This is a genomic window from Sulfitobacter sp. 1A15106, from assembly GCF_043556995.1.
GTDB classification, from domain to species: Bacteria; Pseudomonadota; Alphaproteobacteria; order Rhodobacterales; family Rhodobacteraceae; genus Sulfitobacter; species Sulfitobacter faviae.
On record NZ_JBIFFM010000004.1, the window covers coordinates 31,291 to 49,050 of the forward strand.

The following is a 17,760-nucleotide window of genomic DNA, read 5'->3' on the forward strand; positions in this document are numbered from 1 at the left end:
GGGCGGCGGGGGAGGTCTCCCACCGGCCGCCCCTTAACATCTTGATCTTCCCGTAAAACATCACTAGCCGTAACGTAACTTCGCGACAGGCGACCGGGGTATCTATACCCCGGTGTCGGAACCGGCTATGCCTATGGCCAAGATCGTTGCGGCGGGCGAAATGCCGCGACGGATCGCAGCGCAGAGGGGCGCGCGCCATCCTTTGGCCGCGTGTTTCGACCGCGCCTGCATCTGGGCAAAGCGCCCACGCCAGTGCGAGGGCGGCGGCCAATGACGCGGCACCGCAGCAAGACGCAGAGCGCTTTGTCAGAGCGTTCGAGCAAGAAAACAAACAAAGGGGGATACAATGACCAATTTCACAAACCGTCAAAACGGCCCGAGCCGTCGCAGCTTTCTAGCCGGGACCGCCGCCGCCGTGGGGGCAGGGCTGATCCTGCCACACGGGGCGCGGGCACAGGCGCAACCCAAAAAGGGCGGCACCCTGCGGGTGGGCTTTACCCAAGGCTCCACTTCCGACAGCCTTGATCCGGCGACCTTCAACAACGACTTCATGTTCGCCAGCGGCTATGCGGTCTTCAACACATTGACCGAGATCGCCCCCGATGGCACCGCCCAGCCCGACCTTGCCGAGAGCTTTGAGGCCAGCAGCGATGCGGCCACATGGACCTTCCGTCTGCGCGACAATGCGCAATTCTCGGACGGCAAGACGGCGACAGCGAATGACGTGATCGCCTCGATCCGCCACCACATGGGGCCCGAGTCCAAATCAGGTATCAAACCGCTGCTTGAGCAGATCACCGACATCCGCGCCGATGGCGACAAGGTCGTGGTGTTTGAACTGGCCGCCGGGAACGCGGATTTCCCGTTCATCTTCAATGATTACCACCTCGGCATTCGCCAAGACACCGGCGATGGCACGATTGACCCCAACAGCCGCATCGGCACCGGCGGCTATGTGATCGATGTCTTCGAGCCGGGCGTGCGGGTCGAACTGTCGCGCCGCGATGACTACTGGAAAGAAGGCCGCGCGCATTTCGACAAGGTCGTGATCCTGAAAGTCGGCGATCCGGCGGCCCGGATGAACGCGCTGATGACCGGTGAGGTCGACCTGATCGACCGGCCCGACCTCAAGACGATCAACCTGCTGGGCCGCGCGCCCAACGTGAAGATCCACACCCAAGACGGCACCCTGCATTACATCATGCCGATGCAGACCAACACGGCGCCCTTCGATGATCTGAACGTGCGCATGGCGCTGAAATACGGCATCAACCGCGAAGACATGATCGAAAAGGTTCTGCGTGGCTATGGCACCGTGGGCAACGACCAACCGATCTCGCGCTCCATGCCCTATTACAACGACGATCTGGAACAGATCACCTATGATCCGGAGCGGGCGAAGTACCATCTGAAACAGGCGGGGCTGGAAAGCCTCGACGTGACGCTTTCGACTTCGGATGCAGCGTTCAACGGGGCGGTGGATGCCTCTGTGCTCTTTGCTGAAAGCGCGCGGCCTGCTGGCTTGAACATCGAAGTGAAGCGCGAGCCGGATGACGGCTATTGGTCGAACGTCTGGCTGCAAAAGCCCTTCTGCTGTTCCTATTGGGGTGGCCGTCCGACGCCTGACCTCATGTTCTCGACCGGCTATGCCGCCGATGCGGAGTGGAACGAGACCAAATGGGACAACGAGCGCTTCAATGAGCTGCTGTTGCAGGCCCGGCCTGAGCTGGACCAGACCCGCCGGGCTGAGATGTACGGCGAGATGCAGAAGATCGTGAAAGAGCAGGGCGGCGCGCTGATCCCGGCCTTTGGTCAATATGTCTCGGCCATGAGCGAAAGCGTTCAGATGCCCGAGGAAGTGTCCGAGATGTGGGATCTCGACAGCCAGCGCTTCATCGAACGCTGGTGGATGTCCTAAGCCACAGCTTCACGCGGGCGGCCCCCAAGGGCCGTCCGTTTCCCGCACCAATGGCCCGCCCCGGGCCGGAGAAAACCTTAAAATGTCCCGGCTTCAGAAGCTTGTTATCGGCCGAGTGTCCCTCGGCATTCTGACCCTCTTTGTCGTATCCGCCCTCATGTTCGTTGGCATCGAACTCTTGCCCGGTGATCTGGCGCAGCAGATCCTTGGCCAATCGGCGACTGAATCGACCCTCGCGGCCTTTCGCGCCGAACTCGGCCTCGATCAACAAGCGCATCTTCGGTATTTCGATTGGCTTGGTGGCGTGCTGCGCGGTGATTTCGGCACCTCTCTGGCCTCGGGGCGCGAGGTGTCTGAGCTGTTGGGCCCGCGGCTTGCCAATACCATGTTTCTGGCCGTCTATGCCGCCGTCATCGCCGCCCCGCTGGCGGTGATCCTTGGGCTTCTGGCGGCCCTGTGGCGCAACACGCTGTTTGACCGCGGCGTCAACCTGACCGCGCTTTCCGCCATCTCCATGCCCGAGTTTTTCGTGGGCTATGTCCTGATCCTGTTTCTGTCGATCAAAGCAGGCGTCTTTCCGACGCTGGCACGGATCGACAGCGCCACGGGGCTTTGGGACGCGCTCTATCGCAGCTTTCTGCCCGCGCTGACGCTTATTCTGGTGGTCGTGGCGCATATGATGCGGATGACGCGGGCGGCCATCATCAACGTGCTGGCCTCGCCCTATATTGAGATGGCCCGCCTCAAGGGCGTGCCGCGCTGGCGCATCATCCTGCAACACGCGCTGCCCAACGCGCTGGCGCCGATCGTCAATGTCGTGGCGCTGAATCTTGCCTATCTGGTGGTCGGCGTGGTGGTGGTCGAGGTCGTCTTTTCCTACCCCGGTCTGGGCCAGTTACTGGTCGATGCGGTTTCCAGCCGGGATTTCCCGGTGGTGCAGGCCGTGGGGCTGTTCTTTGCCGCTGTCTATATCACGCTGAACGTCTTGGCCGACATCATCTCGATCATGTCGAACCCGCGTCTGCGGCACGGGAGATAACGATGAAATCTTTGCTGAAATCCGCGCCCCCTTCGGCGATCTTTGGCATGGTGGTGCTGGTCCTCGTGGCCATCACCGGGCTTTTCGCCCCGTGGATCGCGCCCTATGGCGAGACGGAGGTGGTGGGCGACGCCTATCTGCCGTGGAGTGGTGCGCATCCGCTCGGCACCGACAATCTGGGCCGCGATATGCTGTCACGCATGATCTTTGGCGCGCGCAATACGGTCGGGCTAGCGCTGCTGACCACGGCCATTTCCTTTTCGGTCGGGGCCACGCTGGGGATGCTGGCCGCGCTCAAAGGGGGCTGGCTGGATGAAGTCCTGTCGCGGCTCGTCGACGTGTTGATGGCCGTGCCGCCGCTGATCTTGGCGCTGATGCTTTTGGCCATTGTCGGCCCCTCGATCCCGAATATGGTCGGGGTGATCGCGGTGATCTATGTGGCGCCGGTCTACCGCCTTTCGCGCGCGGCGGCGATGAATGTTGTCGGTCTTGATTTCGTCGAGGCGGCCAAGCTGCGCGGAGAGCGCACGCCGTGGCTGCTGCGGCGCGAGATTCTGCCCAACATCTGGTCCACCCTGATCGCTGAATTCGGCGTGCGCTTTTGCTTTGTGTTTCTCTTTATCGCGGCGCTGTCCTTTCTTGGCATCGGGATTCAGCCGCCCACGGCGGATTGGGGATCGATGGTAAAGGAGAACGCCACCTTGATCAGCTTTGGCGATATCACGCCGCTGATCCCGGCGGCGGCCATCGCTTTGTTGACCGTTGCGATCAACCTGATCGTCGATTGGATGCTGCACCGCGCCAGCGGTCTGAAAAGTTAACTAAGCAGGGGCCAAACATATGGGAAACCTTCTGAACATTCGCGGTCTCCGGCTTGAGGCAGGCAGCCGCGCGCGGCCCAATGTGATCATCAAGGGGCTCGATCTGGAACTGGACCGGGGTGAGGTGCTGGGCCTCGTCGGCGAAAGCGGGGCGGGCAAAAGCTCCGCCGGCTTGGCAGCAATGGGCTATGTCCGCGACGGGGTGCGCTTTGCCGGGGGCAGCGTTGAATTCGACGGGACCGAGTTGATTGGCATGGGGCGCGGGCAATTGCGCCGGTTGCACGGCAAGCGCATCGCCTATGTCGCCCAGTCCGCGGCGGCAAGCTTTAACCCCGCCAAGACGCTGATTGACCAATATACCGAAGCGCCCCGTCTGCACGGTGTCTCGGGCCGCACGGCGGCAGAGCAGGACGCCGTCGCGCTCTACCGTCAGATGCAATTGCCCAACCCCGAAGAGATCGGCTTTCGCTACCCGCACCAAGTGTCGGGCGGCCAGTTGCAGCGGGCGATGACGGCGATGGCCATGGCCTGCCGCCCCGACCTGATCATCTTTGATGAGCCGACGACAGCCTTGGACGTGACCACCCAGATCGAAGTGCTGGGCGCGATCCGCGATATTGTCGAGCAATATGACACGGCGGCGATCTATATCACCCATGATCTGGCGGTGGTGAGCCAGATGGCCGACCGCATCTGCGTAATGAAGGATGGCGCGGCGGTGGAGACCGCGCCGACCAAGACCATGCTAGACGCCCCGCAAGAGGACTATACCCGCTCGCTCTGGGCCGTGCGCTCCTTCCGCCGCCCGGACGCTGAGGCGGGGGAGGCTCCGGCGCTGATCCGCTGCGAGGGGGTTTCGGCGGCCTATGGGCCGATGACCGTGCTGAATAATCTCAACTTCACCTTTCCGCGCGGCCAGACCACTGCCGTCGTTGGGGAAAGCGGGTCAGGTAAATCTACCCTCGCCCGGGTCATCGCGGGGCTGTTGCCCCCCGTCGCCGGGCAGTTTTTCTGGAACGACGCGCCGCTTGAGCCGCAACTGGCCAAACGCGAGGCCGAGACGCTGCGCAATATCCAGATGATCTATCAATCGGCGGATACCTCGCTGAACCCGCGCCACAGTATCCGCGAGATTTTGGCCCGACCGGTGCGCAAGTTCACGGGCCGCAGGGGGCAAGAGCTTCAGGCGCGGGTGGCGGAACTGATGGATTTGGTCGACCTCGACCGCGCTTTCCTTGACCGCAAACCCAGCGAACTTTCGGGCGGGCAGAAGCAGCGCGTGGGCATCGCGCGTGCGCTTGCCGCCGAGCCCGAGTTCATCATTTGCGACGAGGTGACCAGCGCGCTGGACCAACTGGTGGCCGAAGGGATCCTGCGGCTGTTGGTGCGTTTGCAGACGGAGCTGGACCTGACCTTCATGTTCATCACCCATGACTTGGCCACGGTTGAGGCGATTGCCCATAAGGTGATCGTGCTCAAGAATGGCCAGATCGTAGAGCAGGGCGGGCGTGATGAGATCTTTGGCGACCCAAAGCAGGCCTATACCAAGCGGCTGCTGACATCGGTCCCGCAGATGGACCCGGAATGGCTGACCGAGGCCCGCGCGCGGGAGCGGTCCCTGCGCGAGGCGCAGTAGGGCCGCAGGGTTAAACCCCCTCGGCCCGCGCGGCGGCGAAGGCGGCTTCGGTCGCCTCTAGAAACAGCGTCGCCTCGGCCTGCTGCAAGACAAGCGGCGGGCGGATTTTCAGCACGTTGGCCCCCGGCCCGGTGGCGCTGATCAAGACGCCATTCTGGCGCAGATGGTTGACCACGAATTTGGCGCGGGCGGCATCGGGGGCGTTGGTCTCGCGCGCGGTGACGCATTCGACCGCCAGAAACAGCCCCGCGCCGCGCACATGGCCGATCTCAGAGTAGCGGGTGGCGATGTCTTGCAAACCGCTCTTGAGAAAACCGCCGACGGCTGTGGCATTGTCCTGCAATCCTTCATCCGCGATCACGTCGAGCACCGCCATGCCTGCGGCGGCGGCCACGGGGTTGCCACCAAAGGTGTTGAAATAGCGTGCCCTTTCGCCAAATTCTTGCACCAGTTTTGGCCGCATCGCGGTGCCGGAAAGGGGGAAGCCATTGCCCATCGGCTTGCCCATCGTGACCATGTCAGGCACCAGACCGTGGCGCTGGAACCCCCAGAAGGCGTCGCCGGTGCGGGCAAAGCCGGGTTGCACTTCGTCAGCGATGAAAAGCCCCCCCTCGGCGCGGATCAGATCGACCGACGGTTGCAGGAACCCCGCCGGATCGGGGTGCAGCCCGTCGCTGGAAAAGATCGTATCGACGATGAAGGCCGCAGGCTCGATCCCATCGGCGCGCATCTCGGCAATCGCTTGGGCCAGATCGGCGGCGAGTTTTGCGCCTTGCAGGGCTGCCGGAATGCGCAGTGTGTCGGGGGCGTCGATCAGCCGGATGCGCGAACTGCGCGGGGTGAAGTCGCCCAAGGAGGGAGAAAGTTCGGCCACCGCCTCGGTCAGCCCGTGATAGGCAAGGCGGGTGACGATGACGCCCTCGCGCCGAGTATAGCTGCGGGCGATGCGCAGGGCGATGTCATTCGCCTCGGACCCGGTGCAGGTGAACATGACATGACCAAGCGCTTCGGGCATGGTGGCGAACAGCCGTTCGGCGTAAGTGACAACGTTTTCATGCAGATAGCGGGTGTGAGTGTTCAGCACGCCCAACTGCTGGGTGATCGCCTCGACCACGCGGGGGTGGCAATGGCCGACCGATGCGACGTTGTTATAAGCATCGAGATATCTGCGCCCGTCCTTATCCCAAAGCCAGACACCCTCGCTGCGCGTGATATGCAGCGGCTGGTCGTAGAACAGCCGATAGGCGGGGCCAAGCGCCTTGGCGCGGCGGTCGATCAGGGCGCGGTCTGCGGGGCTAAGGGCCTCGGCCTGAGCGCTGTCATAGGCGTTGATCATGGTCATCGGTCACTCCGTCCCCGCAGCATGGTGCAGGGCTTTGATCGCGGCGGCGTCGCCCACTTGGTCGAGTGCGGCCAGCCCGCGCTGCGAGGCGGCGGCGTTGCGCAGGATATAGGGGGCATTCTCGGGATAGCGCCGCGCGCGGGAGGCACCGATCGCCAAGGTGGTGGCATGGCGCAGGCGGATCAGACTGGGCAGAAGCGCGACCTCTTCGGCCTCCAGCGGCAGCCGTGCGGCGAAGCCCGCGACCATCTCGCAAATGGCGCCCAGCGGGTCTGTGCCTTGGCCGAGTTGATAGGAGCAGGCCACCGCCAGATCACAGGCCAGCGGCGTATGCACCATATCGCCGAAGTCGATCAGCCCGACGGGGCGCTGCGCCTGTGGCGCGTCGACCAGAATGTTATGGGGGTTGAAGTCATTATGCACGATCTGCGCCCGCAGATGCGGCAATCGCGGGGCGGTTTCCGCGTCAAACTGGTCAAGCCTATGCTGCAACTGCTGGCGCAGCGCGGCGTCCTGCACATCCGCCAGAAGGGGGCGCAGGTGGCCCGCTTGTTTGATGTCCCATTGCAGGAAATGCCCGCCCGCAGGGTGAAAGAACCCGCGCAGCCCAAGGGTGACCCGCGCGTGAAAATCGCCCAAGGCGCGGTAGAGGCCCGGCTGCGGGGTCGCATTGCTGAGCACGGTGCCGCTGAGGAAGGACATCAGGCGAACGACATGGGGCTGCCCATCGGCGGCGGTGGCGACCTCGGCAGCTTTGCCGTTCAGGCTGGCGCAGATGCGTTGCACGGGCAGTTCGGGATCGGCGGCGGCCAGATGCATCAGTGCCGCGGTCTGCATGTCGGTCACCGCCCGGTCTTCGGCGGCATTGGTGATCTTTAGCAGTGCCTTTTCGCCCGTGGTCAGGGTGATCAGGAAGTTCGCGTCTTTCTCAGCGGCAAGCGGTTCGATCTGACCGGAGATACCATAGAAACGCAGCGCAACCTCCGCCGCGCGGGCCGCGTCAAAGGCGGGCGGGTCTTGTGCCAGCAGGTCGGTCTGGGCCCCGGCCTCTTCGACCAGCACGCCGCTGAGGAAGGGGGGCAGGCCGCCATGGGGCGTGATCCCGGCCTCGGTCATGGGGCGGTGCCTTCGGTCCCGCACCATTCGGCGATGAAGAGCGCCATGGCTTGGGTGATCTTCTTGACCGAACTGAGGCTGACGGATTCGTTGATCCCGTGAATGTTGCGCGATTTCGGCCCGTAGCAGAGCGCGGGGATCTTGTTGTAAAGCGCATAGACCCGCGTATCGAGGTAGCCCGCCGTCATGAAAGATTGCAGTGGCGCGCCGATGGCCTCTTCATGGGCGCGTTCCAAGACGGCTTCGGCCTCGCTGCCCGGCTTCAGCACATAGCCTTCGGCGTGGAAACCGTTGAAGACCACCTGGGGCGGGTTGTTCGACAGGAAGTTGTCGCTTTGGGCGAAGGCCTTGACCCGCTCGGTGATCTCGCGCGCGGCATCCTCGGCGCTGCGGCCCGGATAGATGGAGACGCGGCAATCGATGTTGCACCATGACGGCACCGATGACGCCCAATCGCCGCCTTCGATCTTGCCGATGTTGAAGTTGATCGGATGGGCCTCGTCTTCGAAATGCGGATGCTGGCCCTTTTCCGCGTTCCAATCCTCCTCCATCTCGCGCAGGGCTGTGATGACGCGGGTGGCAGCATCAATGGCATTGGCCCCTTCGCCCATTTCGCGCACATGGACCGGCACGCCGCGCAGCTGCACCTGAAACCAGATGACGCCGGTATTGGCGCGGACCAGCATTTCCTCTTCGGGTTCGGGGATGAAAACCGCATCGGCGGTGTAGCCTTGCAGGAAAGTCTGCAAAGCGCCGTTGCCGGTGGATTCCTCCTCGACCACGGATTGCACATAGACGGTTGCCGCCGGTTGCAGCCCGATGCGGCGCAGCGCGTCGAGCGCAAAGATATTTGCAGCCGCGCCCGCCTTCATATCGCCCGCGCCCCGGCCATACATCCAACCGCCGTCGATCTTGGCCGAATAGGGCGGATCGTCCCACATGTCGTGCAGCCCCTCGGGCACCACATCGAGATGCGATTGCAGGATCAGCGAGCGGCCCCGCTCATCGCGCGGGCAGTGGATGCCCACGACGATGGGCGCGTCGGAATGATCGTCGGAGTATTTCGACCCGCCGGGATGCGCCTCGATCGCGGCGCGGTCCATCTTGAAGCGGTCCATCGCATAGCCACGGTTTTGCAAACTGCGAAACAGCAGGTCTTGGATCGCATGTTCATGGCCGCGCAGGGAGGGCATTTGCACGAGCTTTTGGGTAAAACTTACCTGTTCGGCAAATCCGTCTTCGACAGCCTGAAGGATGCGAGACTTGAGGTCTGGATCAAGGGGCATGGCGTGTCCTTTCGGGGTTACAGCATCGCTTCGATGAGGAAGGGGCCGGGCTCTTTCGCGGCCTCTTCGATGGTGCGCATCAACTCGGCAATGTCTTCGACCCGTTTGCCGGGCACGCCCATGCCCTTGGCCATGGCCACGAAATTCAATTGCGGGCGGTCGAGGTTCAGCATGCTCAGCGCGTCGGGGCCGGGTTGTGCGCCGACGTTGTGCAATTCACCCTTGAGGATCTCATAGGACTGGTTGGCCAGAATGATGGTGGTAACGTTGGAACTCTCGCGCGCTTGGGTCCAGAGCGCCTGAATGGTGTACATGGCCGAGCCATCGGCTTGCAGCGTGATCACCGGGCGGTCGGGGCAGGCGATGGCGGCCCCGGCGGAGAGGGGGATGCCAATGCCGATCGACCCGCCGGTCAGCGCGAGCCAAGTGTTCGGCGCGGCACTGTCGCCCGCCGGGAAAGTGGCCCCGCCGGAGGAGACCGCCTCATCCACCACGATTGCGTCTTCGGGCAGCGCATTGGCCAAGGCTGCGCCGAGGTTTTGCAGGCTGATGCCGCCCGCCTGTGGTGCCGCGGGCCGCGCGGGGTCGCGCGGGGTGGCGGGTTTCGCACCGATACGGTCCGCCAGAGCGGCCAATGCGGTGGCGCCATCGGCATCGACGGGAGCGAGCGTCACGTTGTGGCAATCGACCGGCAACAGCAGGCTCGGCTTGCCGGGGTAGGCGAAAAAGGCGACCGGCGGCGGCGTCTCAATCAGGATCGCGCGGCTGTAGGGAGAGAGGCATTCGAGCGCCGCGTTGATCGGATAGGGGATTTTGTTGACGGCAAACCGCCCCTGTCCGCGCTCCAACCGGCGGTTTGAGGTCGGGGCGAGGATATCGGCCCCGGTCTTTTCCGCGATACCATGCAGCAGGGCCATCGCCTCTTGGTTTTCCAAGACCCCGCTGCCGACCAAGAGCACGGTCTTCTCACCGCTTTCCAAGGCTTTGACCGCGGCATCAAGCGCGGCTTCGTCCAGCGGGGCAGGGGCCGCGGGGGGCACGACCTCGGCCATCTGGCCGCCCGCGTCCCAGCCGATGTCGGCGGGTGCGATCAGCGTGGCGACCTTCCCCGGCTTGCCTTGGGCGACCGCGAGGGCGGTCATCGCATCGGCGGCAAAGCTGCCCGCATCACGGCCCGAACGCACCCAATCGCTGAAGGGCGCACAGGCGCCTTCGACATCCGCCGACAGTGGGGCGTCGTATTTCTGGTGCCGCAGCGCGTGATCGCCCACAAGGTTGACCATCGGCACCCGCGCCTTGCGGGCGTTGTGCAGGTTGGCGGCGGCATTGGCGAAACCGGGCGCAAGGTGCAGCAGGGTCACCGCTGGTTTGCCCGCCATGCGCGCATAGCCATCGGCGGCGCCGGTCACCACCCCCTCGAACAGGCCCAGAACGCAGCGCATCAGTTTGGTGCGGTCCAGCGCGTCGACGAATTGCATCTCGGAGGTGCCGGGATTGGCGAAACAGACCTCCACCCCGCCCGCATGCAGGCTGCGCACAACGCTCTCCGCGCCATTCATTTCTTTAGGGGTCTTGCTCATGCTGTGGCCTCGCGGAATGTCGTGAGAAATGATTTTGCGTTATCGGCAAGGGAGGGGCCAAGGTAGCCGCCCTCTTGGATCAATGCAGTGGGAAGGTTCAGCGCCGCCAAGCGCCGCGCCATTTCGGCAAAGCCGTCGGGGTAGACCTTCACGGCGGCCAGCGGATCGTCGGCGGCCATGTCAAAGCCCAACGAGACGACCAGCGCCTCGGCCCCGAAATCACGGATCGCGGCGATGCCCTTGTCGAGCAGGGCCAGCACCTCATCTTGGCTCGCGCCCTGCTCCAGCAGCAGGTTCAGCGATTTGCCCGCCCCGTCGCCTTCGCCCGTCTCATCGGCATGGCCAAGGTAGAAGGTGGGGTAGGTGGCCGGATCGGGATGCAGCGAGCAAAAGAAGATGTCGCCGCGTTCATAGAGGATGTCGAGCGAGCCATTGCCGGTGTGCACGTCAATGTCGATCAGTGCGACCTTCTTATAGGTCTGGGCCAGATGCTCTGCCGCGATACAGGCGTTGTTGAAAAAGCAAAACCCGTTCGAGCAATCGCGCATCGCATGGTGGCCGGGCGGACGGCAGAGCGCATAGGCCGCGCGGGCACCCGTCGCCACCGTTTGGGCCGTCTCAATGGCGGTTTGGGCGGACCAATAGGCGGCGTCCCATGACCCTTCGGTCAGCGGGGTCGAGGTGTCGGTCATCCACCAGCCCAATTGACCGTGAATGTCCTTGGGCTCTTTCCCGCGCCGCACGCCGGGGTGCATGGTGGGGATGGCCAGCGCATCCGGCCCCGCGCTTTCGACGAAACGGGCATGGGCATCAGGCAGAAAGTCAACGTAATCGGGGTTGTGCACCGCTTTGATCGGCGCCAGCCCGTGGTCTTGGGGTTTGCTGATCTCAAACCCTTCGCCGATTAACATATCGCGTAGAATTTCAGCACGTTGTGGCTGTTCTTGATGCGGCATCGCCGCGCCGCGCCGAAAGTAATGTGTCGGCGCATGGCCAAGCTGGCGTTCGTCGAAAAAGACTTTCATCACATTCCCTGTGGTCTGATGTCGTTGCGGCGGAGCATTGCAGTTTTAATTTGCAGGCTCAATAGAAATGATGCATCATGCATCAAAACTGGCAGCAAGTCGGCCAGTAAGGATGAGGGCGCGATGGCCGAGATCAATCAAGTTTCATTGGGCGATGCGATCTATGATCGGGTCTGTCAGGACTTGGTGGAAGGCAGGCTTCGCCCGAATGAAAAGGTCACCATTCGCGGCTTGGCAGAGCGGTTGGGTACCAGTTCGACCCCGGTGCGCGACGCGGTGCAGCGGCTCTTGCGGGATGAGGCTTTGGTCCAGCGCAGCGTGCGCGATGTGCGCGTGCCGGTGCTGACAGAGGCGCAGTATCTTGAAATCGCGAGCATCCGGCGCGAGCTGGAGGGCTTTGCCGCCGGTCGCGCCGCTGAGATGGTTGGCCCCAAGGAAATCCGCCGCCTGAAAAAGATCGTGGAACGGAACGAGGCCGCAGCGGTGGCCGGGCGCTGGCCGCAGGCGGTGAAGTATAATCAAGAGTTCCATTTCGCGCTGGTAGAGGCGGCAGAGATGCCGATCCTGCTGGCCATCCTCAGCGGGCTATGGCTCCGCATGGGACCGCTAATCGCCGGGTACTATGCGCAAGAGCAGATGGGGCTGGTTCGACATCATCAGGCAATTATTGCAGCCTGTGAGAATCGCGATCCCGCAGCCGCAGCTGCGGAAATGCGCGCAGACATCGATGACGCAAAGGAGGGGATCATAAGATACATCCAATCATTCACCACAGGTGAATGAGCCACCAAGACGCCGCCTATCTCGCGGCGACCACCCAAGCGACTGCAAAAAGCCGACGTCAGATCGGACGCTGCCCTTGGGCGAGTTTCAGCAAAACCAATGGGGATTTACATGCTACAAACCACTAAATTAACCGCAGCCGTTCTGGCGCTGGCGATGGCCGGGCCTTTGGCCGCGCAGGATGGTGAGCCGAAGTCCGGCGGCACGCTTAACGTCGTGATCCAGCCCGAGCCGCCCAGCCTGATGATCGGCCTTGTGCAGAACGGCCCGACACAGATGGTCGGCGGCGATATCTACGAAAGCCTGCTGCGCTATGATTTCGACCTCCAGCCCGAAGGGCAGTTGGCTGAATCATGGGAGATTTCCGAAGACGGCAAGACCTATACCTTCAAGCTGCGCGAGGGCGTGGTGTTCCATGACGGTGAGCCCTTCACCTCGGAGGATGTCGAATTCTCCATGGATAAGTTCCTGCGCGAAAGCCACTCGCGGATGCGCACCTATATGGAACATGTCGAAAGCATCGAGACGCCCGATGATCACACGGTGGTCTTCAACCTCAAACAGCCCTTCGGCCCCTTCATCGGTATTTTCGAGCCGGGCACCGCGCCGATGATCCCAAAGCACATCTATGAAGGCACGGATTTCGCCAATAACGAGGCGAACAATACGCCCATCGGCACCGGCCCCTTCAAGTTCGACAAATGGGAAAAGGGCAGCTTCATCCATCTGGTGAAGAACGAAGACTACTATATGGAGGGGAAACCCTACGTTGACGAAGTCTATTACCATGTGATCCCCGATGCGGCCTCCCGCGCCGTGGCCTATGAGACCGGCAAGGTCGACGTGCTGCCCGGCGGCTCGGTCGAGAATTTTGACGTGGCGCGCATTCAGGCAATGGAAAACACCTGCATCACCGACAAGGGCTGGGAATACTTCGGCCCGCTGTCTTGGATGTGGGTGAACAACGACAACAAACCGCTCGACGATGTGAAGGTGCGCAAGGCGATCATGCATGGCGTCGACCGCCAGTTCGCCAAGGACGCGCTGTGGAACGGTCTGGGCAAGGTTTCGACCGGCCCGCTGTCGTCCTCCACGCGTTTCTATGACGGCGACACGCCGGATATCTCCTATGATCCGGAAAAGGCCAAAGCCCTGCTGGAAGAGAGCAGCTATGACGGCGAGACCATCCGCATCTTGGGCCTGCCTTACGGTGAGACGTGGCAGCGCTGGGCCGAGGCGGTCAAACAGAACCTGAGCGAGATCGGCATGAAGTCCGAGATCGTGCCCTCGGATGTGGCGGGCTGGAACCAGAAGGTTGCCGACCGCGACTTCGACCTCGCCTTTACCTATCTCTACCAATACGGCGATCCGGCGCTTGGCGTTTCGCGGACCTATATGGGCGACAATGCCGCCCCCGGTTCGCCTTGGAACAACGTAGCGAACTACCAAAACCCCGAGACCGACAAGCTCTTTGCCGAAGCGGCCCTGATGGCCAGCCCGGAAGAGCGCAAGGCCGCCTATAAGGAGATCCAAGACGCGATCGTCGAGGATGTGCCGAACATCTGGCTTTTGGAACTGGGCTTCCCCACCATCTACCGCTGCGACGTCAAGAACCCAGTCAACACCGCCTTTGGCGTGAACGACGGTTTCCGTGACGTGTGGCTTGATAAGTAACAAGAGCGACAACGCTCAAGGTCCGAGCCGCCGCGGCGGCTCGGGCATCTAACAGAACAACACGGGGCGGATAGCGTGATACGTTTCATATTGGGCAGGTTGGTCAAGGCGGTGTTTATCCTGCTGGCGATCCTTGTCTTCAATTTCCTGCTGATCCATGCGGCACCGGGTGACCCTGCGGCGGTCATGGCGGGCGAAGCCGGGGCGGCGGACGAGAAATTTCTTGCAGACCTGCGGGCGCGTTTCGGCTTGGATCAGCCGCTCTACATGCAGTTGTGGATTTACATCAAAGGCGCGGTGCAGCTCGACCTTGGCTATTCCTTCCGCCAGCAGATGCCAGTGGCCGAGATGATCGGCGACCGCCTGCCCGCGACGCTTTTGCTGACCGGCGTGGCCTTCGTGCTGTCGCTGGTGCTGGGCGTGACAGCCGGTGTTGCGGCCTCTGCCCGGCAGGGGCGGTGGGGTGACACGATCATCTCGACCTTCGCGCTGCTGTTCTATGCAACCCCGCTCTTTTGGGTGGCGCTGATGGCGACGCTGGTGTTCTCGGTCTGGCTCGAATGGTTGCCGGGCTTTGGCTATTCCACCATCGGCGCGGGTTATACGGGCCTCGCCCATGTGTTGGATGTGGCGAAACATCTGATCTTGCCGGCCTCGACGCTGGGGCTGTTTTTCACGGCGATCTACATGCGCATGACACGGGCCTCGATGCTCGAAGTCTCGCGGCTGGATTTCGTGAAAACCGCCCGTGCCAAGGGGCTGAACCGCGGTGTGATCCAGCGGCGGCACATCCTGCGCAATGCGCTTTTGCCGGTGATCACGCTGGCCGGGCTTCAGGCCGGGCAAATCTTTGGTGGGGCCATCCTGACCGAGACCGTCTTTGCATGGCCCGGCATCGGGCGGCTGATGTTCGAGGCGATCAACCAGCGGGATTACAACGTGATCCTTGGGGTCTTCTACATCTCGGCGGCCATGGTGCTGCTGTTCAACCTGATCACGGATGTCATCTATGTCATTGTTGATCCGCGGATAAGGCTGACGACATGATGAGTTTTTGGAAACGTTTCAGCTATAACCGTGGCGCGGTAATCGGCTTGGTCATCCTGACCTTCGTCATAGCCGCCGCCATCCTCGCGCCCATCCTCTTTCCGCAAAGCCCGTGGAAAATGGTGCAGCGCCCCTTCCTGCCGCCTTTCACCCAAGACGGGCTGCTTCTGGGCACCGATGCGCTTGGCCGCGATGTCATGGCGGGGCTTGCCCATGGCGCTTATGTGAGCCTGCTGGTCGGGCTGGTCTCGACCATTGTGGCGCTGGCCATCGGCGTGCCGGTGGGGGCCGCGGCGGGGTATTTCGCCGGCCGGATCGACGATGCGCTCATGCGTTTCACCGAATTCTTTCAGACCATCCCGAGCTTTGCGCTCGCCATCGTGCTCTTGGCGATCTTCCAGCCCAGCCTGACCTTTGTGATCATCGCGATTTCCACCGTGTCATGGCCCCCGGTCGCGCGTCTGGTGCGGGGCGAGGTGCTGTCGCTCAGAACCCGTGAGTTCGTCGAGGCGGCGAGCCTGTCGGGCCTCGGCAATCTTCAGATCATCACCCGCCACATCCTGCCCAACGCACTGCCGCCAATCATCGTGCTGGCCTCGCTCATGGTGGCGCAGGCGATCCTGCTGGAAAGCTCGCTGTCCTTTCTGGGGCTGGGCGATCCGAACATCATGTCTTGGGGCTATATGATCGGGGCTGCACGCACCGTGATCCGCACCGCATGGTGGCTGTCCTTCTTGCCGGGCATGGCGATCCTGTTGACCGTGCTGGCGCTGAACCTGATCGGCGAAGGTCTGAACGACGCGCTGAACCCGCGATTGACGAGGAAATCCGAATGACCCTGCTTAGCATCCGTGACCTGTCTATCGCTCTGCCGGTCGGGGCCGATAGGCTCTATGCCGCGAAGGACATTAATTTTGACCTCGCCCCGGGCGAAATCCTCTGCATCGTCGGTGAAAGCGGCTCGGGCAAATCCATGTCGGCCAATGCGGTGATGGGGCTGTTGCCGCAGGGGGTTCTGCCCGACAAGGGCAGCATCACCTTTGATGGGCGGTCGATCCTTGGCCTGTCTGAAAAAGAGATGTTGAAACTGCGCGGCAGCCGCATTTCGATGATCTTTCAAGAGCCCCTGAGCGCACTAAACCCGCTGATGCGGATCGGTGCGCAAATCGCCGAGGTGTTCGAGGCCCATGGCGCGCTCAACGGGGCCGAGCGTCGGGCGCGGGCGCTGAAACTGTTGGAGGAAGTCGGCATCCCCGACCCCGAAGCGGCGATCCGCGCCTATCCGTTCCAGCTCTCTGGCGGGCAGCGGCAACGGGTGATGATCGCCATGGCCTTGGCGTTGGAGCCGGACATTCTGATCGCGGATGAGCCGACCACCGCGCTCGATGTGACCACGCAGGCGCAGATCCTCACGCTGATCGAAGACCTGCGGCGCAAACGCGGCATGGCAGTAATCTTCATCACTCATGACTTTGGCGTGGTGGCCGATATCGCCGACCGGGTGATCGTCATGAAAAAGGGGGAGATCGTCGAGGCTGGCCCGGCCCAAGAGGTGCTGCTGAAGCCCCAACACCCCTATACCCGCGCCCTCATCGACGCGATCCCCCGGCTGACCAAAACCGAAGCCACGGCGGAGGTCGAACGCACGCCGCTTTTGAAGGTCGAGGGCTTGCAAAAGACCTTCTCCACCGGCTCTGGCACGCTCTTTGGCAAGCGCCGGGTGGTGAAGGCCGTCCAAGACGTGAGTTTCGAGCTTTTTGCAGGCGAAACCATCGGCATTGTGGGGGAGTCCGGCTCGGGCAAATCCACCGTCGGGCGCTGTCTGGTGCGGCTGCTTGACCCTGACGGTGGGCGCGTCCTGATGGACGGTGTCGACATCGCCGAGATGTCGGGGCCAGAACTGCGGGCGCAGCGGCGCGAGTTGCAGATGATCTTTCAAGACCCGTTCTCTTCACTCAACCCCCGCGCGCGAGTGTCGCGCATCCTGACCGAAGGGCTGGTTGCCTATGGCACGCCGGATAAGGAGGCCAAGGCCAAGGCGCGCGAGTTGCTGGAACTGGTCGGGCTGGACGACAGCGCGATGAAACGTTTCCCGCATGAGTTCTCGGGCGGGCAACGTCAGCGGATCGGCATCGCCCGCGCATTGGCGCTGGACCCGTCGATCATCATCGCGGATGAGGCCGTCTCGGCCCTCGACGTCTCCATTCAGGCGCAGGTGCTCGACCTGCTGGCCGAGTTGAAAACCCGGCTGCATCTGTCGATGCTTTTCATCACCCACGACCTGCGCGTCGCGGCGCGGATCTGCGACCGGATCATCGTGATGCAAAAGGGCCAGATCGTTGAGGCGGGGCCGGTTAGCAAAGTGCTGCACGACCCCGATACCGCCTATACGCGCAGCCTGCTCGACGCTATTCCGGGGCAGGAGTATGAACGCGCGCTGGCGGCGTCCGGTTAGGGCGCTACCTCAGCCGCTGCGCCCAAGATGGATCAGAC

The 17,760-nt window shown here is 62.8% G+C and carries 14 protein-coding genes; 9 read left to right on the forward strand and 5 right to left on the reverse strand.

Annotation, left to right across the window (positions count from 1 at the left end; genetic code table 11):
- Nucleotides 1–346: 346 nt before the first annotated feature.
- The 4 genes from ACGYKA_RS07160 (at nucleotide 347) to ACGYKA_RS07175 (ending at nucleotide 5,414) form a co-directional block, all read left to right on the forward strand.
- Nucleotides 347–1,918: an ABC transporter substrate-binding protein gene (locus tag ACGYKA_RS07160; protein ID WP_394411098.1), complete on the forward strand. Its 1,572-nt coding sequence runs from the start codon at nucleotides 347–349 to the stop codon at nucleotides 1,916–1,918.
- 82 nt (nucleotides 1,919–2,000) lie between these two features.
- On the forward strand, nucleotides 2,001–2,957 hold the full coding sequence (locus ACGYKA_RS07165) for an ABC transporter permease (RefSeq protein ID WP_394411095.1): 957 nt from the start codon (nucleotides 2,001–2,003) through the stop codon (nucleotides 2,955–2,957).
- Between the two features lie 2 nt (nucleotides 2,958–2,959).
- Nucleotides 2,960–3,778: an ABC transporter permease gene (locus ACGYKA_RS07170; RefSeq protein ID WP_082852164.1), complete on the forward strand. Its 819-nt coding sequence runs from the start codon at nucleotides 2,960–2,962 to the stop codon at nucleotides 3,776–3,778.
- Between the two features lie 19 nt (nucleotides 3,779–3,797).
- Complete coding sequence (locus tag ACGYKA_RS07175; RefSeq protein WP_394411092.1) at nucleotides 3,798–5,414, forward strand: ABC transporter ATP-binding protein; 1,617 nt, start codon at nucleotides 3,798–3,800, stop codon at nucleotides 5,412–5,414.
- Nucleotides 5,415–5,424: 10 nt separating this feature from the next.
- On the opposite strand, the gene ACGYKA_RS07180 is transcribed toward ACGYKA_RS07175, so the two are convergent.
- From ACGYKA_RS07180 to ACGYKA_RS07200, 5 genes are read right to left on the reverse strand one after another with little or no spacing between them, the layout of a single operon-like run.
- Nucleotides 5,425–6,756 carry an aspartate aminotransferase family protein gene (locus tag ACGYKA_RS07180; protein WP_394411090.1) on the reverse strand — a complete coding sequence of 444 codons (1,332 nt, stop codon included), beginning with the start codon at nucleotides 6,754–6,756 and terminating at the stop codon, nucleotides 5,425–5,427.
- Between the two features lie 3 nt (nucleotides 6,757–6,759).
- Nucleotides 6,760–7,872, reverse strand: a complete 1,113-nt coding sequence (locus ACGYKA_RS07185; protein ID WP_394411087.1) for a phosphotransferase — start codon at nucleotides 7,870–7,872, stop codon at nucleotides 6,760–6,762.
- On the reverse strand, nucleotides 7,869–9,158 hold the full coding sequence (locus tag ACGYKA_RS07190; RefSeq protein WP_394411084.1) for an ArgE/DapE family deacylase: 1,290 nt from the start codon (nucleotides 9,156–9,158) through the stop codon (nucleotides 7,869–7,871). The genes ACGYKA_RS07185 and ACGYKA_RS07190 overlap by 4 nt, the downstream gene beginning before the upstream one ends.
- A 17-nt stretch (nucleotides 9,159–9,175) precedes the next feature.
- On the reverse strand, nucleotides 9,176–10,738 hold the full coding sequence (locus ACGYKA_RS07195; RefSeq protein ID WP_394438375.1) for an acetolactate synthase large subunit: 1,563 nt from the start codon (nucleotides 10,736–10,738) through the stop codon (nucleotides 9,176–9,178).
- Nucleotides 10,735–11,763 (reverse strand): histone deacetylase family protein, encoded by a 1,029-nt coding sequence (locus tag ACGYKA_RS07200; protein ID WP_394411078.1) that lies wholly within the window; start codon nucleotides 11,761–11,763, stop codon nucleotides 10,735–10,737. The genes ACGYKA_RS07195 and ACGYKA_RS07200 overlap by 4 nt, the downstream gene beginning before the upstream one ends.
- Here ACGYKA_RS07200 and ACGYKA_RS07205 point away from each other — a divergent pair.
- From ACGYKA_RS07205 to ACGYKA_RS07225, 5 genes are all read left to right on the forward strand, one after another.
- The gene (locus ACGYKA_RS07205; protein ID WP_394411075.1) at nucleotides 11,728–12,546 is read left to right on the forward strand and encodes a GntR family transcriptional regulator; all 819 of its coding nucleotides are present in this window, start codon (nucleotides 11,728–11,730) and stop codon (nucleotides 12,544–12,546) included. The genes ACGYKA_RS07200 and ACGYKA_RS07205 overlap by 36 nt on opposite strands.
- Before the next feature lie 99 nt (nucleotides 12,547–12,645).
- Nucleotides 12,646–14,220 carry an ABC transporter substrate-binding protein gene (locus ACGYKA_RS07210; RefSeq protein ID WP_394411072.1) on the forward strand — a complete coding sequence of 525 codons (1,575 nt, stop codon included), beginning with the start codon at nucleotides 12,646–12,648 and terminating at the stop codon, nucleotides 14,218–14,220.
- A gap of 75 nt (nucleotides 14,221–14,295) precedes the next feature.
- Nucleotides 14,296–15,267 (forward strand): ABC transporter permease, encoded by a 972-nt coding sequence (locus ACGYKA_RS07215; protein ID WP_271689234.1) that lies wholly within the window; start codon nucleotides 14,296–14,298, stop codon nucleotides 15,265–15,267.
- The gene (locus ACGYKA_RS07220) at nucleotides 15,264–16,103 is read left to right on the forward strand and encodes an ABC transporter permease (RefSeq protein WP_394438380.1); all 840 of its coding nucleotides are present in this window, start codon (nucleotides 15,264–15,266) and stop codon (nucleotides 16,101–16,103) included. Before ACGYKA_RS07215 ends, ACGYKA_RS07220 begins: the two co-directional genes overlap by 4 nt.
- Nucleotides 16,100–17,722 carry an ABC transporter ATP-binding protein gene (locus ACGYKA_RS07225; protein WP_394411069.1) on the forward strand — a complete coding sequence of 541 codons (1,623 nt, stop codon included), beginning with the start codon at nucleotides 16,100–16,102 and terminating at the stop codon, nucleotides 17,720–17,722. The genes ACGYKA_RS07220 and ACGYKA_RS07225 overlap by 4 nt, the downstream gene beginning before the upstream one ends.
- Nucleotides 17,723–17,760: the final 38 nt, after the last annotated feature.

Excerpts from the sequence above, each read along its gene's own strand:
- ACGYKA_RS07160 (WP_394411098.1), top strand. The coding sequence starts at position 347 with ATGACCAATTTCACAAACCGTCAAAACGGCCCGAGCCGTCGCAGCTTT.
- ACGYKA_RS07165 (WP_394411095.1), top strand. The coding sequence starts at position 2,001 with ATGTCCCGGCTTCAGAAGCTTGTTATCGGCCGAGTGTCCCTCGGCATT.
- ACGYKA_RS07170 (WP_082852164.1), top strand. The coding sequence starts at position 2,960 with ATGAAATCTTTGCTGAAATCCGCGCCCCCTTCGGCGATCTTTGGCATG.
- ACGYKA_RS07175 (WP_394411092.1), top strand. The coding sequence starts at position 3,798 with ATGGGAAACCTTCTGAACATTCGCGGTCTCCGGCTTGAGGCAGGCAGC.
- ACGYKA_RS07180 (WP_394411090.1), bottom strand. The coding sequence starts at position 6,756 with ATGACCATGATCAACGCCTATGACAGCGCTCAGGCCGAGGCCCTTAGC.
- ACGYKA_RS07185 (WP_394411087.1), bottom strand. The coding sequence starts at position 7,872 with ATGACCGAGGCCGGGATCACGCCCCATGGCGGCCTGCCCCCCTTCCTC.
- ACGYKA_RS07190 (WP_394411084.1), bottom strand. The coding sequence starts at position 9,158 with ATGCCCCTTGATCCAGACCTCAAGTCTCGCATCCTTCAGGCTGTCGAA.
- ACGYKA_RS07195 (WP_394438375.1), bottom strand. The coding sequence starts at position 10,738 with ATGAGCAAGACCCCTAAAGAAATGAATGGCGCGGAGAGCGTTGTGCGC.
- ACGYKA_RS07205 (WP_394411075.1), top strand. The coding sequence starts at position 11,728 with ATGGCCAAGCTGGCGTTCGTCGAAAAAGACTTTCATCACATTCCCTGT.
- ACGYKA_RS07200 (WP_394411078.1), bottom strand. The coding sequence starts at position 11,763 with ATGAAAGTCTTTTTCGACGAACGCCAGCTTGGCCATGCGCCGACACAT.
- ACGYKA_RS07210 (WP_394411072.1), top strand. The coding sequence starts at position 12,646 with ATGGGGATTTACATGCTACAAACCACTAAATTAACCGCAGCCGTTCTG.
- ACGYKA_RS07220 (WP_394438380.1), top strand. The coding sequence starts at position 15,264 with ATGATGAGTTTTTGGAAACGTTTCAGCTATAACCGTGGCGCGGTAATC.
- ACGYKA_RS07225 (WP_394411069.1), top strand. The coding sequence starts at position 16,100 with ATGACCCTGCTTAGCATCCGTGACCTGTCTATCGCTCTGCCGGTCGGG.